This window comes from Streptomyces sp. NPDC023527 (genome assembly GCF_055560115.1).
Genome location: NZ_JBVHJJ010000013.1, coordinates 26,329 through 42,398 on the forward strand (window position 1 = coordinate 26,329; position 16,070 = coordinate 42,398).

General features: G+C 73.5%; 16 protein-coding genes. 1 reads left to right on the plus strand and 15 read right to left on the minus strand.

What is annotated here, in order from left to right:
* Positions 1 to 63: 63 nt before the first annotated feature.
* The 14 genes from ACZ303_RS24445 to ACZ303_RS24510 form a co-directional block, all read right to left on the minus strand.
* Positions 64 to 351, minus strand: a complete 288-nt coding sequence (locus ACZ303_RS24445; RefSeq protein ID WP_467342366.1) for a DUF1876 domain-containing protein — start codon at positions 349 to 351, stop codon at positions 64 to 66.
* Positions 352 to 536: 185 nt separating this feature from the next.
* Positions 537 to 1,781, minus strand: a complete 1,245-nt coding sequence (locus ACZ303_RS24450; RefSeq protein ID WP_467342368.1) for an ATP-grasp domain-containing protein — start codon at positions 1,779 to 1,781, stop codon at positions 537 to 539.
* Positions 1,774 to 2,094, minus strand: a complete 321-nt coding sequence (locus ACZ303_RS24455) for an acyl carrier protein (protein WP_467342370.1) — start codon at positions 2,092 to 2,094, stop codon at positions 1,774 to 1,776. Before ACZ303_RS24455 ends, ACZ303_RS24450 begins: the two co-directional genes overlap by 8 nt.
* The gene (locus ACZ303_RS24460) at positions 2,091 to 3,497 is read right to left on the minus strand and encodes a DegT/DnrJ/EryC1/StrS family aminotransferase (RefSeq protein ID WP_467342372.1); all 1,407 of its coding nucleotides are present in this window, start codon (positions 3,495 to 3,497) and stop codon (positions 2,091 to 2,093) included. Before ACZ303_RS24460 ends, ACZ303_RS24455 begins: the two co-directional genes overlap by 4 nt.
* A complete protein-coding gene (locus tag ACZ303_RS24465; protein WP_467342374.1) occupies positions 3,494 to 4,519 on the minus strand; it encodes a BtrH N-terminal domain-containing protein in 1,026 nt (341 codons plus the stop codon). The genes ACZ303_RS24460 and ACZ303_RS24465 overlap by 4 nt, the downstream gene beginning before the upstream one ends.
* Entirely contained in the window at positions 4,516 to 5,124 is a 609-nt protein-coding gene (locus ACZ303_RS24470) for a hypothetical protein (RefSeq protein ID WP_467342376.1), read from the minus strand. The genes ACZ303_RS24465 and ACZ303_RS24470 overlap by 4 nt, the downstream gene beginning before the upstream one ends.
* Positions 5,124 to 6,029: a GNAT family N-acetyltransferase gene (locus tag ACZ303_RS24475; protein ID WP_467342377.1), complete on the minus strand. Its 906-nt coding sequence runs from the start codon at positions 6,027 to 6,029 to the stop codon at positions 5,124 to 5,126. The genes ACZ303_RS24470 and ACZ303_RS24475 overlap by 1 nt, the downstream gene beginning before the upstream one ends.
* Positions 6,022 to 7,362, minus strand: a complete 1,341-nt coding sequence (locus ACZ303_RS24480; RefSeq protein ID WP_467342379.1) for a M20/M25/M40 family metallo-hydrolase — start codon at positions 7,360 to 7,362, stop codon at positions 6,022 to 6,024. The genes ACZ303_RS24475 and ACZ303_RS24480 overlap by 8 nt, the downstream gene beginning before the upstream one ends.
* Positions 7,359 to 8,648: a cytochrome P450 gene (locus tag ACZ303_RS24485; protein ID WP_467342380.1), complete on the minus strand. Its 1,290-nt coding sequence runs from the start codon at positions 8,646 to 8,648 to the stop codon at positions 7,359 to 7,361. The genes ACZ303_RS24480 and ACZ303_RS24485 overlap by 4 nt, the downstream gene beginning before the upstream one ends.
* Complete coding sequence (locus ACZ303_RS24490; RefSeq protein ID WP_467342382.1) at positions 8,645 to 10,438, minus strand: amino acid adenylation domain-containing protein; 1,794 nt, start codon at positions 10,436 to 10,438, stop codon at positions 8,645 to 8,647. Before ACZ303_RS24490 ends, ACZ303_RS24485 begins: the two co-directional genes overlap by 4 nt.
* Before the next feature lie 50 nt (positions 10,439 to 10,488).
* On the minus strand, positions 10,489 to 10,704 hold the full coding sequence (locus ACZ303_RS24495; RefSeq protein ID WP_467342383.1) for an MbtH family protein: 216 nt from the start codon (positions 10,702 to 10,704) through the stop codon (positions 10,489 to 10,491).
* A 114-nt stretch (positions 10,705 to 10,818) separates the two neighbouring features.
* A complete protein-coding gene (locus tag ACZ303_RS24500) occupies positions 10,819 to 11,592 on the minus strand; it encodes a hypothetical protein (protein WP_467342385.1) in 774 nt (257 codons plus the stop codon).
* Between the two features lie 33 nt (positions 11,593 to 11,625).
* On the minus strand, positions 11,626 to 12,297 hold the full coding sequence (locus ACZ303_RS24505; protein WP_467342387.1) for a LuxR C-terminal-related transcriptional regulator: 672 nt from the start codon (positions 12,295 to 12,297) through the stop codon (positions 11,626 to 11,628).
* Between the two features lie 364 nt (positions 12,298 to 12,661).
* Positions 12,662 to 12,874: a hypothetical protein gene (locus ACZ303_RS24510; RefSeq protein ID WP_467342388.1), complete on the minus strand. Its 213-nt coding sequence runs from the start codon at positions 12,872 to 12,874 to the stop codon at positions 12,662 to 12,664.
* Positions 12,875 to 13,233: 359 nt separating this feature from the next.
* Between ACZ303_RS24510 and ACZ303_RS24515 the strand changes: the two genes are divergently transcribed.
* Positions 13,234 to 14,508, plus strand: coding sequence for a helix-turn-helix domain-containing protein (locus ACZ303_RS24515; RefSeq protein WP_467342390.1), 1,275 nt, complete (start codon positions 13,234 to 13,236; stop codon positions 14,506 to 14,508).
* Between the two features lie 4 nt (positions 14,509 to 14,512).
* Here the strand turns inward: ACZ303_RS24515 and ACZ303_RS24520 are convergent, their stop codons facing one another.
* Complete coding sequence (locus tag ACZ303_RS24520; protein ID WP_467342392.1) at positions 14,513 to 16,057, minus strand: alpha/beta hydrolase; 1,545 nt, start codon at positions 16,055 to 16,057, stop codon at positions 14,513 to 14,515.
* Positions 16,058 to 16,070: the final 13 nt, after the last annotated feature.

Below are 16,070 nucleotides of genomic sequence, written 5' to 3' on the forward strand. Positions count from 1 at the left end.
CTGACAGGAGCCGTTGAGCTGTGGCGGTACGGGAAAGGTGAGATACAGACGCTGCCGCGCGGGCTAGAGCGGCCATCCGTACATCGTCGACGTCCTGGGCTCCGGGGCGGCGCCCACCGCCTCGACATCGTGTTCCGCGGTGTGTACGAGCTGCTCGCCCAGGTCACGCAGCGCCCTGCCGGCGGCGAGCTCGTCCCCGATCGCCGGGATGTCCTTGTCGTCAGGGGCGCACTTGGCGACGCCCCGGCCGGTGACGGTCGTCTTCCCGGCTTCCAGGGTGGCGTGTGCTTTCGTGGTCCCCTCCTCCTCGGAGAGGTGAAGGCGGACCTGCCAATCCGTGGTGTGCGGCATCGTGTGCTCCCCTCGTGCGCCGAACCGGTGGCTGCCGCTCCTCTTCAGTGTCCGTCACCAGCGCGGTACTCGCCTCCCTCACTGTCCGGGGTCGTTCGCGACCCGCTGTGATTTCCCGGCCTCGCCGGGTGCGCCGTACGGTCCGGGCCCGGGCGCGCGGCGCCGCCACCGGTGAATCGTGGGAGTCAGGCGTCGTACGTGATCCGCAAGGTGTCGTCGAGGGCGGCGAGCGTCTCCGCCAGGGCTTTGTGGTCCGGTGCCTCGCCGTAGACGATGGCGGAGAACGCCTGGGTGCCCTGGCGCCAGTCCACCCGGTCGCCGGGGCGGCGGACGATCTCGACGCGGGCGATGCCGTCGAGGCGGCGGGCTTCCTTGCGGCCGGTCGTGCCGGTCACGGTGGTCGCTCCGACGGGTGGCGGGGCGAACCGCTGGAAGGTGACGCGGGCGGCGGGCGCGTCGGCGCGCTCGGGTACGGGCGTGCCCGTGCCCAGGGCGTTCTCCAGGGCGATGCGGAGCATGCTGACGCCCGTGGCGCGGGCGACGAGGTCGTTGACGAAGCCGCCGAGGCGGCCGTTGACCTCGATGAGCCGTGGGCCATCCGGGGTGAGCTTGAACTCGGTGTGGGCGATGCCGGAGGCGACGCCGAGCGCTCGTAGGGCCTCGTCGGTGCGGGCGAGGACCTCTTCGGCGGTCGGTTCGTCGAGGGTGCTGGGGAAGAACACCCCGCTCTCGCGGAAGGGTTCGACCAGCGGGAGCTTGCCGGTGATGCCGATGTGGGTGATGCGGTCGCCGTCGACCGCGGATTCCACGGAGATGTAGTCGCCCCACCGGGGGCCGGCGACAGCGGGGTCGCCGAGGAGGCGTTCCTCGGCGATGAGCGGCCCGTCGCCGGCCTCCAGCAGGTCCCCGGCGACCCGGCGGAACTCCGGTGCGGAGTCCACCGGGAAGGTGCTGCGGCTGCCCGCGCCCTGCCGGGGCTTGAGGACGGCGGGCAGCCCGACGGCCGCCAGCGCCTCCTCGGTCCCTTCGGTGTCGGACAGTTCGGCGAACCGCACCACCGGTGCCCCGGCCTCGGCCAGCCGCTGCCGCTGGCGCAGTTTGTCGCCCAGCCGGGCGGCGACCTCGGGTGTGTGGAAGCGCAGGCCGAGGGCTTGTGCCAGGGCGGCGGTGAGGTCGAGCCGGGCGTCGGTGAAGGTGGTGATGCCGGTCGTGCCGAGTTCCCGGAGCCGCCGGGCGGTGGCGTCCGGGGGCGTGCCGGGGGTGTGGTGCACCAGGGTGCCGGTCCGCTCCAGTACGGGCAGCGAGGTGATCACCGCCGGCGAGGCCGGGTCCACGACCAGCACGATGTCGCACAGGCCGGTCGCGGCGTGCGCGATCTCCACGGGGCTGACCGCCCCGTTGTCGTAGACGACCGCCAGCAGCTCAGGCATCGCGCGCGGCCCGCTCGTTCTCCTCCTGGAGCATGCGCAGCGCCTCCTCCTCGGACAGCTCGCCGAGGGAGGCGAGCAGCCCCTCCTCGATCAGTTCGACGAGCCGGTCGACACTGCCCTCGGCGAAGACGACGGGCAGCGGGATCTGGACGCCGAAGGACTCCTCGATGCGGGTCATCAGCTGGACGGCCTGGAGGGACGTCCCGCCGGCCTCGAAGAGGCTCTCCTCGCTGTCGAACTCCTCGGCGGGGACGGCGAAGACGTCCAGCCAGATGTCGGTGAGCTCCTGCCGGAGCTGGTCCCCGGTACTCATGCCCGCTCTCCCCCGGCCGCTCCGAACGCGGCGTCCCACTCGGCCTCCGCGGTCTTCGCGGCCTGGTCCCAGGGGTGGGTGTAGGGCAGGGACCGGGCGATCCCGGCGAGCGTGTCGCGGTGCTCCCAGACCTTCTCGAAACCGTCGGCGTACCGCTGGAGCAGCGGGCCGGCCTCCGGGTGCAGGTGGGCCTTCTGGATGGCGAAGGAGTCGTCGATGACGCGGAGGGTGACCGGGAAGTCCTCCTCGCGGTAGGGCCGGTCGGGGACGCCGGGCAGCGCCCAGGGGTACGCGCCGAGGCCGATGCGCTCGCGGAAGACGCGCTGTGCGGGCAGGGGCATGAGCTGGTAGGGCGCGGCGGGGACGCCTTCGGCGCGCAGGGCGCGCTGCACGGTGGCGCGCAGCGGGCCCGCGAGGTCGTCGGGGAGGCCGAAGGCGGCCGGGGCGACGCGGAAGCGCAGGATGTGCCAGGCGTGCGTGCGGTCGTCGGGGACGACGGGCGGCAGGAAGCCGGGCAGGGCGGCGACCCGGTCGAGCAGGGCCCGGACGTTCTCGTCGCGCCGCTTGGACTCCTCGGGCAGGCGCGTCAGCTGGCTGCGGGTGAACGCGGCCTGGAGGGCGCTGGGCTTGTTGTTCCAGCCGAGGAGGTGGGCGACGTAGGAGCGTTCGCCGCGCTCGGGGATGAGCTCGCCGAACTGGCGCAGCATGGTGGCGCGGGTGGCCAGCCGCTCGTCGTCGGTGGTGATCAGGCCGCCTTCGCCGCAGGTGGCGAGGTTCTTGCTGACGTTGAGGCTGAAGGTGTTGATGGCGCCGATGGAGCCGACGCGGCGGCCCCGGTACTCGGCGCCGTGCGCCTGGGCGGCGTCCTCGACGACGGCGATGCCGTGGCGGGCGGCGAGCGCGGTGATCTCGTCCATCTCGGCGGGCAGGCCGTGCAGGTGGACGACGACGATGGCCTTGGTGCGCGGGGTGATCGCCGCTTCGACGGCCGCCGGGGTCATGTTGTACGTGCGGGGGTCGATGTCGACGAAGACCGGTACCGCGAGCAGGTGCAGGGGCGCGGAGGCGGTGGCGATGAAGCTCAGCGCGGGCACGATCACCTCGTCGCCGGGCTCGATGCCCAGGGCGCCGAGGGCGACGGTGATGGCGGCGGTGCCGTTGCTGACGGCGATGGCGTGGCGGGTGCCGGTGTGGCGCGCCCACTCCTCCTCCAGGCCGGGGATCTCCCGTTCGCCGGAGGAGGCGGTGGTGTACCGGCCGGAGGCCAGGGCCAGCCGTACGGCCTCCTCGTCCTGCTCGGTCACCCGCGGCCAGGCGGCGATGCGCAGGTCCTTGGGCACGGCCCGGCCACCGCCGAGCATCGCGAGTCTGCTCGCGGAGTCGGTCGGACGCTGTGCTGTCACAGTTCTGCCCTCTCGTTGTCGAGAGCGGTCAGGACGCTCTCGTGGTCCTTCAGGAGTGCGTGGACGCGGCGGGCCAGGCGTCGGGGGGTGAGCCCGCCGTCCCGGGTGAGCGCCGCCATGATGCGGACGGCCGACCAGTGGTGGGCGACCCGTTCCACCGAGCGGGCCTGCTCCACGAGGCCGGGGAGGTCCAGGGTGCGCCCGGCGAGGGCCAGCCAGTCGGCGTGGACCGCGGTGCAGGCGAGGGTGGCACCGGCGACGACGAACAGTTCGTCGCGGATGTCCTCGCCGGCGTTCAGGCGCTTGACGGCGTCCTCCAGGAACGCCTGCTGGCCGGCGAGGCCGATGTAGGCGTCGCCGTCGGCCGGTGCGGCGAAGTGCGCGAGGTTGAGGTCGAGGATCCGGGCGACCTCTCCCAGGTCCAGGGCGGGGAAGTCCTCGGGGGCGGCGTCGAGTTCGAGGGACAGCCAGCGGTTGTCGATGTGGACGCCGGTGAAGAACATGTCGCGCTCGTGGACCAGCTCGTTGCCCGAGTCGCGGGAGGCGGTGAGCTCGGCGATGGTGATGTCGCCGTGGAAGACGGGCGGCACGGCGTCCAGGACGCGGACGGTGCCGCGCTCCTCGTCGTAGCCGTGGACGATCACCATGTGGTTGGAGTGCACGTCCCGGTAGGCGGGGCGGAACGGCAGGTGGTAGTTGTCGACGGCGACGGCGACGGGGGTGCCCGCGGCGACCGCGTCCCTGACCTGCCGCCAGCCGTCCGCCGCGTCGGCGGGCTCGTGCCAGCGGGAGCGTACGGGGTGGTGGGGGGCGAGCGCGGCCAGCAGCGATTCGCCGCTCGCGCACGGGTAGTAGTACTCCTCGCGGCGGACGCCGCCGGGGAAGTGGCGGAAGGTCCACGCCGCGCCGAGCACGGGGAGCGCGGGGATACCGCGGTGCTCCAGGAGGGTGGCGAGGCAGCCGTGCAGGCAGCCGCCGAGGTCGTGGCGCCAGGGTCGGACCCCGTCCAGCAGGACGCTCATGCCGCCACCTCCAGGGGGGTGGCGGGCAGCAGGGTCATGGCGAACAGGTGGACGGCGGGGTTGTCGGGCAGCCGCAGGGCGCGCAGGTCGCTCTCGCGGGGCACCGGCACCCGGTGGCGCCAGATGACCGGGCCCATCTTGTGCTCGACGTGGCGCGGGTAGTGCAGACGCGTGCAGGTGAAGGCGGGGGTGCCGCCGACCCGGGAGCCGGTCTCCGGCCAGAAGTCGGGGACCCGCAGCCACTCGGGGTCGACCGAGCCGTCGGCGTAGTGCAGCAGCACCTGGTCCTCGGTGCGGCGCTCGGCGGCGGCGAGCAGCTGGATCCAGTCGTAGCGCCCGGTGGGCAGCTCGATGAGCTGGCCGGCGCAGCGTACGTTGTCGGGCCGCCCGGCGGCGACGGCCGGGAACACGAAGGGCACGCCGTCCACGACGACCGGGCCGCCGGCGGGCAGTTCGTCGGCGGGGAAGGTGTTGCCCCAGATGTTGAAGGCGCCCTCGGACAGGGCGTCGGCGCGGGTGATCCCGGTGTTGTCGGCGTGTCCCGCGAGGTCCACCGGGACGGCCTCCGCCTGTCGGCGGTCGGCCCGGGCAGGGAGTCGATCCATCAAGTGCACCTGACTGCGGCAGTAGGGACGGCGGAAAGTGCCCGCAGGGGGAGCTCCGCGCCGGGCCGGAAGCGGCACCGGGCGTGCAGGCGCGGCTCCACGGTGCGGGGCATGAGGTGGGCGCGCGTCGCGAAGCGTGCGGACGGGAAGGCGACGACCGTGTCGCCGACGCGGCGGCCGAGCGCGGCGAGCCGGTCCGTGAGCCCGGCCCGTTCGGCGGCTGTCGCGCCGTGCCACACGTCGACGCCGGCGAGGCGGGCGCCGGGGACGGCGGCCGCGTCGTCGCCGACGACGGCGACGAGGGCGCCCGGCGTCGTCAGCCACAGCACGCACAGGTCGTCCGGTCCCGGCGCCACCCAGGGCCGGGTGTGCGCGGGGACGGGCGCGCCGGGGCGGCGCTCCATGGTGACCTCGGTGAGCGGCTTGTCGCCGCTGGGCCAGTGGCGTACGGGCGTGAAGCCGAGGCGGGCGTAGAGGGAGGGCAGGCAGCGTTCGACCACCGCGTCCAGGCGGAGCACCGGCACGCCGAGCCCGGCGGCGGTGGCCTCGACGGCGCGCAGCAGGGCCCCGGCCACTCCCCGGCCGCCGGCGGCCGGGTCGACGGAGACCCGGCCGATCTCCCAGGCGCCGTCCGGCCGCGCCAGGACGCGCAGCGTCCCGACGGGCTCGCCCGTGGGGTCCTCGGCGAGCCACACGGTGGCGCCCCGGACCACGTCGGCGCGGACCGCCGCCTCGGTCTCCGCGGCCCCGTCGGGGACGGGCAGGCCGGGCAGCGGGTCGGAGTCGCGGTAGGCCGCCCTGGTGAGGGCGGCGACGCGGGCCGCGCGGCCGAGGGCCTCGGCGGTGGTGAGGGCGACGGCGGTCGGGCCGGCCACCGTGGGCGGCCGCAGGGTCCGCTCAGTCATGGCCGATCAGCAATTCGTGGAAGCAGTCCGCCCCGAACTCCAGGGCACCGGCGGCGATCCGCTCGTCCGGGCAGTGCAGCCTGCCCCGGTAGGACGCGTCGAGGTCGTGCAGCAGGGGGAACCACCCGTAGCACTGGATGCCGAGCCGGGGGAAGAGCCGGGCGTCGGTGGACGCGGTGGTCACCATGGGGAACGGGACGCCCTCGGGGTCCTTCGCCTTGAGGATGCCGGCGAGCCGCTCGTAGAAGCCGTCGAGCCGCGGTGCCGGCATCTTGTCGCCCTCGACCAGGACCTCCAGGTCCATGTCGCAGCCGACGCGTTCGCGCAGCTGGGCGAGGAAGTCCTCGCGCCCGAAGTCGCCGGGCAGCAGCCGCCCGTCGAGCTCGACGTCGATGCGGGCGGGCAGGACGTTGGTGGCGGTGCCGCCCTGGATGACGGTGGCGTTGACGGTGTGCTGGACGAGGGACCGCAGGTAGCGGGCGTCGGTCTCGTCGAGCCCGTCGAGCGCGGCGGGGTCGTCGGGGTCGGCCCGGAAGGCGGCGACGCGGCCGCCGAACGGGTCGGGCAGGGCGGCCGACAGGTCGTGGAGCATGCGGTCGACGGCGGGGGTCATGAGGGTGCCGAGGCCGCCGCCGTCGATGGCGGTGAGCAGGCGCTGGAGCTTGTGCGCCGCTCCGGTGGGGCCGGCGGCGCGGGAGGCGTGGCCGGGTATGCCGTGCAGGGTCGCGCGGACCCATACGGCGCGCTTCTCGGCGACCACGATGGGGTGCAGCCGCACCTGTCGGCCCAGACCCAGTTCCGCGCCGCCGTCCTCACCGATGGCGTACCGCACGCCCGCGAACAGCTCGGGGTGCTCCTCCACGAGGAACCGGGCGCCGGTCGCGCTGCCCGCCTCCTCGTCGGCGACGACGGCGAGGATGACGTCCCCGGCCGGCGGGGTGCCGGCGGCGCTCAGCCGCAGGAGGGCGGCCAGCATCATGGCCAGGTGGCCCTTCATGTCGACCGCGCCGCGGCCCCAGAGCTCGCCGTCGACGAGTTCGCCGCCGAAGGGCGGCCTGCTCCACTCCTGTCCGGCCACGGGGACGACGTCCACGTGGGCGTGGAGGAGCAGGGGCGGTACGAGTCCCCGGCCGGGCAGCCGGGCGATCAGGTTGGGCCGGTCGGGGTCCTTGGCGAGCAGCCGGGTGTCGAGGCCGGCGGCGTCGAGCAGGTCGCGTACCCAGTGGACGCAGGCGGCCTCGGCCCCGGGGGGATTGACCGTTTCGAACCGGATGAGCCGCTGGGCGATCGCGACCGGGTCCGAGGGGAAGGTGTCTTTCGGTTGCGTGGTCATGCCTCGACGAGTCCGTCCCGGGCCGCGTCCTTCAGCAGCTCCTCCGCTCCGTCGCGCAGCCGCGCGGTCAGCGGCAGGTGCTTGATGCCGGCCACGAAGTTCGATGTCAGGTGCTCGACCGGGCCCGCGACCTCGAACTCCTCCACGACGCGCACGATCTCCTCGAAGAGCAGGTTGAGGGCGATCTTGGCGAGGGGGGCGCCGATGCAGTAGTGCGGGCCGAAGCCGAACGCCACATGGCGGTTGGGGCGGCGGGTGATGTCGAAGCGGTAGGGGTCGGGGAAGACGTCCTCGTCGCGGTTGGCCGAACCCAGCCAGGTGACGAGCGCGTCGCCCTGCTTGATGGGCACGCCGCGCAGTTCGAGGTCGTGGACGGCGTAGCGCATGAAGTGGTTGGCGGGAGAGGACCAGCGCAGGCCCTCGTCGACCGCGCCGGGCACCAGCGAGGGGTCGGCGAGGAGGCGCCGGTACTCGTCGGGGTGCTCGATCAGGGCGAGGACGGTCGAGGCGATGGCGTGCGGGGTGGTGACATTGGCGCCGAGGAGGAGGCTGTAGCAGTTGTAGACGATCTCGTCGTGGCGCAGCCGCCGGCCGCCGGCCTCCATGCCGATGAGGAAGCCGACGAGGTCGTCGTCCCCGCCGCGGTGCCGTCGGACGAACCGGGAGAAGTAGTCGAAGAGCTCGTGGTGGGCGGCGACCAGGGTGCTGTGGCCGCTGCCCTCCTGGAACTCGGAGTCGGTGGGGGCGACGGCCATGGTGGTGAGCTTGGTCAGCCGCGGCCAGTCGCGTTCGGGCAGGCCCATGAGGGCGCCGGTGAACGCCATCGGGAAGTCGGCGGCCGTGGTGGCGATGTCCCAGACGCCGCCGTCCAGCAGGTGCGCGAGCATGCGCCGGTGCACGATCCGGCGGATCTGCGGCTGCCGGTCCTTCAGGGCCCGGTGGGACATGACCTTCATCAGCGGCTCGCGCATCGCGGTGTGCACGGGCGGGTCGCTGGCGGCCATCATCTTGCCGCCGGCCGGGTCCTGCGAGCCGAGGATGCTGAGCAGGGTGCCCTTGGTGGAGGTGAACCGTGTGTGGTCCCGGAGCACGTCGTTGACGTCGTGGTATTTGGTCACCGACCAGAACGACCGGCCGTCGGGCAGAGTCTGCCGGTGCACGGGCGCCCGGTGCCGCATGGCGTGCCATACGGGATGCGGGTCGCCGGTGGCGTACAGCTGGGGGTCGAAGAGGTCGACGGTGTCCAGGTCGATGTCGGTCCCGTCGGCGGGAACGCTGATTCTCACCGCTTCAGCCCCTCGACGACCTCGGCCAGTTCGGCGACGGTGGGATTCTCGTAGAAGGCGCGCGGCGGGACCTCGACGTCCCACAGCGTGGCGATGTCCGCCGTGATCTGGGTGGCCATCAGGGAGTGGCCGCCCAGCTCGAAGAAGTCGTCGTCGACGCCGATCTCGTCGATCTCCATGAGATCGCCCCACATCAGCGCGAGGGCCCGCTCCACCTCGCTCTCCGGGGCGCGGTAGTCGCTGTCCAGGTCGGGGCGGTCGCGGTTGATGTCCTTGCGGAGCTCGGCGCGGTCCACCTTGCCGTTGACGGTCAGCGGCAGGGCCATGAGCCGGACGAAGGCGGCGGGGACCATGTAGGGCGGCAGCGTCTCGGCCAGGCCGCGGCGCAGCTCGGGGACGGACAGGCCGTGGTCGGCGACGTAGAAGGCGACGAGCCGGCGGCCCATGCGGTCGTGTTCCTGGGTGACCACGGCGGCGTCGCCGATCTCGGGCCGGGCGAGCAGGGCGGCCTCGATCTCGCCCGGTTCGACGCGGAAGCCGCGGATCTTGACCTGGTTGTCGACGCGGCCGAGGAACTCCACGATGCCGTCGGCGCGGCGGCGTACGAGGTCGCCGGTGCGGTAGAGCAGGCCGCCGGCCTCGGGGTCGAACGGGTCGGGGAGGAAGCGCTCGGCGGTCTGCTCGGGGCGGCCGAGGTAACCGAGGGCGACACCGTCGCCGCCCGCGTAGAGCTCGCCGGGCTCCTCGCCGGTGACCGGCCGCCGCCGCTCGTCGAGGATGTGGATCCGGGTGCCGGTGACGGGCACGCCGATCGGCACGGTGTCGGAGTCGAGCTGCTCGGTCATCACGTGGCAGCAGGTGAAGGTGGTGTTCTCGGTGGGCCCGTAGCCGTTGATGATCCGGATGCCGGGGAGCATGGCCAGCGCCTTGTTCACATGGGCGACGGAGAGCACGTCGCCGCCGGCCAGGAGCTGCCGGACGCCGGAGAGCCGGTGCAGGGGGCCTTCGACCATCTGGTGGAACAGACCGGCGGTCAGCCACAGGATGGTGACGCCCTCGCGCTCGACGATCTCGGCGAGCTGGTCGAGGGTCGGCTCGTACGACGGGAAGACCGCGAGGCGAGCGCCGTTGAGGAGCGGGGCCCAGATCTCCAGGGTGGAGGCGTCGAAGGCGACCGGGGCGAACTGCAGGACGGCGTCCTCGGGACCGACGGTGAGGAAGTTGGGCTCCGTGACCAGGCGGAGCACGGCGCGGTGCGGGACCACGACGCCCTTGGGGGTGCCGGTGGAGCCGGAGGTGTAGGCGATGTACGCGGGGCTCTCGGGGTCGCCGGGCAGCCCGGGGTCGGTGGCGGGCAGGTCCTGGAGCCGGGGGTCGGGGCGGTCGAGGAGCACGTGGTGCTCGGCCAGTCCGTCGAGTCCGGGCAGGAGGCGCTCCTGGGTCAGCAGGACGGTGGCGCCGGCGTCGGTGAGGATGGTCCGGTGGCGCTCGTGCGGCTGTTTGGGGTCGAGCGCGACGTAGGCGGCGCCCGCCTTGAGCACGGCGAGCAGCGCGACGATCGTCTCGGGCGACCGCTCGGCGCAGACGGCGACGTTGCCGCCCCGGTCGACGCCGTGCTCGCGCAGGAGGTGGGCGAGGCGGTTGGCCCGGGCGTTGAGTTCGGCGTAGCCGATCCGCTCGGAGCCCGCGCTGACGGCGGTGGCGTCCGGGGTCAGCGCCGCCCGGCGTTCGAAGAGCTCATGGACGGAATGCGCGTTCCCGCTGCGAGCGGGTTCGGCGGTGGTGGTCATCGGGGAATCCTTCTCCGCGGGAATTCGGATACCGGGTGCCGAGTGCCCGGTCAGGCGGCGTCGGCGGACGTCCGGCGCAGGCTCAGGGGACGCATGTCGTGCCAGACCTCGGCGACATGGGCGAGGCATTCGGCCTTGCCGCCCCGGAATCCGGTCGCGCGCCAGCCGGCGGGGACCGGATTTCCGGCGGGCCAAATGGCGTACTGCTCCTCGTCATTGACGACGACGGAACAGGGGGTGGAATCAGCTTCCTCGGCTGCAGTCATCGCGATTCCCTCTCTGCTGCGGGTATCCGCTTTCCACGGCGTCCACGTTTCGCGGAAAAGCTATGCGCCGGGGTGGCGGTCCCGCGTCCACGCGGTGATGGATTCCGGGAGGGTTCAGCTGTGGACGCGCAACGCACCGGGGGTAGTCGTGTCGTTGACGGCGGCCCACACGGCCGAGGCGTGCGCGATCAGCCGCCCGTCCGCGGTGTGGAGGGCGGTGGCGTTGACGGCGGTGCGGCCGGTGCGGCGCTCCCGCCGTCCGACGATGACGTACGGGTGCCCGGTCAGCGGCCGTTCGGCGATCCGCGCGGTCATCCGGCTGAGCACCATGGGCTCCTCGGCGGGGTTCTCCGTCCACCCTCCGGGACAGTCCAGCGCGCCCCAGAGGACGGGGAGTTCGACGATCCCGTCGCCGTCGGTGACGGAGTGGTCCGGGGTCCATACGCAGGCGACGGTCCCGGGCCGGCCGGGCAGCGGTCCGGGCTCCAGGAGCAGCCCGTCCCCTTTCTCCCGGTCGACGCCGCAGACGAAGCAGGTGCGGAAGGGGTGGCCCGCCGCACCTCCGAACCCCCGGGACGCCTCGGCCGCCGCCGCGCGGGAGACCGGTTCGAGGACGGTGAGGCCGCCGGAGGCGGAGGTGACCGTGGCGATCAGGTGGTCACCGTGCCGGATCTGCGAACGGCGCCCCCCGGGGTGGAACTCCAGGGGGGTGTCGAGCGGCGGCGGGGAGAGGAGGGTGACGGCGGCGTCGGACCCGTGCCGCGCCGCGCCCAGCCCGGCGAACAGCCCGCAGGCGTAGCCGCCGTTGGCCGAGTCCGCCGGGCCGTTGAAACGGGAGGGGATGGTGAAGGTGACGACCTCGTCGTCGCCGTCGGGCGGGGCGGGCATGGTCGTGCTCCCTGGGCTGGGTACGGGCGGGGGTCAGGCCGCTTCTCGCATGAGACCCGTCTGGTAGGCGAAGGCGACGAGCTGCGCCCGGTCCTTGAGGTCGAGCTTGTGGCGGATGCGGTGCAGGTGGGTGCGTACGGTGCTGATGCCGATGTACAGCTCCCCCGCCACGTCGTCGATCGACATGCCGCGGCCGATGAGCTGGAGCACCTCGCGCTCACGGCGGGTCAGCCCGCCGACCTCGGGCCGCTCCTCGGCGCGCGGCGCGGTGCCGCGCTCGCGGAACCAGTCGACGAGCCGGTCGACGATCTCGGGGCCGAGCACGGTGCGGCCGCGGGCGGCCGTACGGGTCGCCGCGACCACTTCGTCGCTGGTGGCGTCCCGGTTGACCAGGCCCTTCGCACCGGCGCAGAGCAGGTCGGCGACCATGGCGTCGGTGTAGTCGGAGTGGAAGACCACGGCGTGCGGGGGGTTGTCCCGGAGCCGGTCCTCCGCGCCGAGCCGGCGGATCAGGTCCAGGCCGGGTTCGAGCTCGTCGAAGCCGATCAGCACCACATCGGGGCGGTGGGTGCGGGTCAGCACCACTGTCTGCATGGCGCTGTCGGTCGTCGCCACCACGTCGATGTCGGGAAGGGAGCCGAGCAGGGTGCGCAGTCCGTCGCGCATGAGGGGGAGCTGGTCGCAGATCAGGACTTTGATGGGCACGGGGTTCGATGCTCCTCGCGAATGCCGGCCCGGCTGGGGGCCGGCGAAGAAGGTCAGTCGAAGTCGGGGCAGAAGGACGACGGGCGCGCGCGGCGGGGTCAGTGCCGCTGATGCCGTCGGCGGGGCGGGGTGCCGGCGGGCGAAGGAGCTCGCCCGTCGCCGCACCCCGCCGGTACGGAAGGCCGCGCCCGGGGTCGACTGTCGCGATGGTCCGGCCCCGGAAGGACAGCACGGGACACGGGCGGTACGGGACGGCTCCGCGGGCCGGTCGGATGGACTCGGCCCGCGGAGCCGTCTCGTTCGGGGACCTCTTCCGCCCCGGCCGAGTGGTCAGGTGCGAGGGGCGAAAGGCCGCGGTCGTCGGTCAGCCGGTGACCGGCGGGTGGCTGGCGTGCTGTCCGGAGCCGGCGGCCGGCCAGTCGATGGCGACGGCGGCCCGCTCGGAGACCGGACCCGGAGCCGGCCAGTCGATGCCCGGTCCGACGGGCCCGGTGAGGGCGGCGGCGGCCAGGGCGGCCGCGCCGGCGGCCACGGAGACGGCGACGGACACGCGAGCTTGTCGCAGGAACTTCTTCACTGCTTCCCCCTGAGAATGTGGTGCATCGCGAGGCGACCCCGGGATTGCCAGGCTTCGCCTCCAACCGCCCAGCAAACTAACGGATTCGTTCAGCCGTAGGCAAGATCTTGCCAAGAACTTGGCAAACGTAGTTGAATGCCCCCCACCGCCGACCCGGCGGTCCCCCGCTGGAGCACGCTCCAACCCCCGCGCACACCAGGCGGATCGACCGTTTCGACCGCGCGTCGACCAGGGGTCTAACGCCGCCTCACACCAGGCAACTTTTTGTCAAGTAGTCCACCGTGGGCTAGCCTGCGACCTCAACGATCGCCGTGTGCCGGGGCCGCGGCCGGTCCGGACCACCGCTGGGGATTGATCACATGCTCGAACAGCCGTCCTTCGGACGACGGCTCAGGCGACTGAGAACCGAGCGCGGCCTCTCCCAGGCCGCGCTCGTCGGTGACGGTATGTCCACCGGCTATCTGTCCCGGCTGGAGTCGGGGGCCCGGCAGCCGACCGAACGGGCCGTCGCCTTCCTCGCCGAACGGCTCGGAGTGCAGCCCTCCGACTTCGTGGAGCCCAAGGCCGGCTCCCTGGCCCAGGCGCTCACCGTCGCCACGTCCGCCGAGACGGACGACGCCATCCTCGCGCTGGCCGGCACCCTGGATCACGGCCGGGAGCAGGACCGGGCGCTGCGCTGGCAGGCCCTGTGGCTGCTGGCCAGGACCAAGCGCAAGCACGGCGAACGCGCGGAGGAGCTGGGCCACCTGGAGGAGCTGGTCGAGCTCGGCGACGAGCTCGGCCTCCCCGAACTGCGCGCCCGCGCCTACACCCAGCTCGCCCAGTGCCTCCGCGCCATGGGCGACATCACCCGCGCCGCCGAGGTCGCGGCGTGCGCGTACCGCATCGTGCGCGACAGCGCGCCGTCCGTGCACGACACGGCGGGCGCGCTCCTGGCACTCGTGTCCGTGGAGGCCGAGGCCGGCCGCCTGTCGGACGCCCGCGCCCACGCGGACGAGCTGTGCGCGCTGACGGACGGCCTGCACGGCCCGCTCCCGATCGAGGCCATGTGGTCGGCCTCGACCGTACGCTTCCGGCAGGGTGACCACGCGGCGGCCCGGGAGCTGCTGGAGCGGGCCCTGGAGCGGATGAGCAGCCATGACGGCCTGCTGCTGTGGATGCGGCTGCGGCTGGCCGCCGCCTCCCTCCACCTCCAGCTCACCCCGCCCGCCACCCGGGCCGCCCGCGAGCGGCTGGAGGAGGTCGAGCCCGTCCTCGGCCTGATCGGCACGACCCTGCACTGCCAGGAGCTGACGACGCTCAAGGCGCACCTCGCCTTCCACGAGGGCCGGTTCCAGGACGCTCGCGCCCTGCACGACAGCCTCCTCGGCGACAAGCTGCGGCTGACGTTCCGTGACCAGGTCAGGCTCGATGTCCTCTACAACCGGCTCCTCGCCGAGGAGGGCCGCGTCGACGAGGCGGCCCGCAATCTCCATGAGCTCGGCGACCGGACCCATCTCGGTTCCAACATCGACCTGGCCGCGGAGATCTGGCGCGTCCTGGCCGGAATCCTCTCGGACCACCGGCCGCCGCCCCCGGACACCGCACAGGGGGGCGTCGGCACGCTGACGACCGGATCCGACCAGGGCGCGTAGCGGCTCAGCGCGGTGCCGCGACGGGGCACGTGCGGTCGGTGGCGGGCAGCTTCCCGTCGGCCAGATAGGCGTTGACGGTGTCGTTGACACAGGCGTTGCCGTAGGCGCCGTAGACCGCGTGCCGGAACGACCCCTGGACGGTGATCAGCCGGGAGCTGTGCCACGTGGAGCGCATGGCACGGGCCGTCGCGTAGGGCACCCGGGGGTCGCCGGTGGCGTTGACGAGCAGCGCCGGGACGTCGTTGTCGACGACGGTGGGCCGCTCGCGCGGTGGTGACCAGAAGGCGCACGGAGTGACGTCGTTCAGGAGGGGTCCGAACAGCGGGTGCCGCGCCCGGCCGCGCTCGATGGCCCGCCAGAAGACCTCGAGGTCGCGGGGGCCGGGCGTGTCCGCGCAGAGGTAGGCGGTCTGTGTGCTGCCGTAGGGCGAGCCCTTCCCGGTCAGCAGGTCCGGCAGCAGCTCGGCGAGCAGGTCGTCCGGTTCGGCCCGCCCGGTCTCGGCGGCACCCTTGAGCGTGCGGACCATACCGGCGATGTAGGCGTCGCCTTCGGTGGTGTCGTCGCCGAGGACGGCGAGCATGAGGAGCGGTACGACGTGCTGGTCCAGCCGGTACGCGCCCACGGACAGCGGTCGTTCGGCGGCCGCGGCCCGGATCCGCGCGACGGTGGCCAGCACCGCGTCCGGGGTGGCTCCCAGCCCGTACGTGCCGTCGTGGGCGGCGGCCCAGCCCGCCCAGTCGCGCAGGGCGTCGTCGTGGGCCTGGTCGGTGCCGTACACCGGCCAGGGGGCGAGGCGGCTCGGCTCGTGCACCCCGTCGAGGACGACCCGGTCGGTGCGGCCGGGGAACATCGCGGTGTAGACCTCGCCCAGGTAGGTGCCGTAGGAGATGCCGAGGTACGAGATCCGCCGCTCACCCAGGACGCCGCGGACGATGTCCATGTCGCGGGCCGCGTCGCGGGTCGAGGCGTACGGCAGGAGGTCACCGGCGTGCGCGCGGCAGCGTGCGGCCAGGTCGCGCTCGAAGGCCGTCATGCGGTCGAATCCGGCGCGGTCGGCGCCCGCCGAGCGGAAGTACGCGGCGGTCGTCCAGCCACAGTCCAGCGGTGTGTTGCGGCCGACGAACCGGGGATCGACGCCCACGAGGTCGTAGCGCGCGCCGACGTCCTTCATCGCGGCCCGACGGGCCGGCAGGGAGTCGATCACCGGGTCGGCGGGGCCGCCCTCGTTGACGAGGAGCGCGCCGACGCGGTGGGCGGTGTCCGTGGCCGGGATACGGGCGAGGGCGATGGTCAGGGTGCGGCCGGCGGGGCGGGTGTGGTCCAGCGGGACGGTCACCTCGGCGCAGCGGGCTCCGGCCGCCTCCAGTTCCTTGCCGGGCGCGTCCTCCGGGCCGCGGGCACAACTCGTCCAGCCGGGGCTCTGGTGGTGATAGCGGGCGAGGGCGTCGCCACCGGCGGGTGGCGCGGCGGCTGTGGCCGGCGGGGCGGCCAGGGCCGCGAGAGCGACAAGTGCCGCCGCCCCGGCCCGCGTTCGGAGTGTGATCGCCATGTCACCGAAGGTA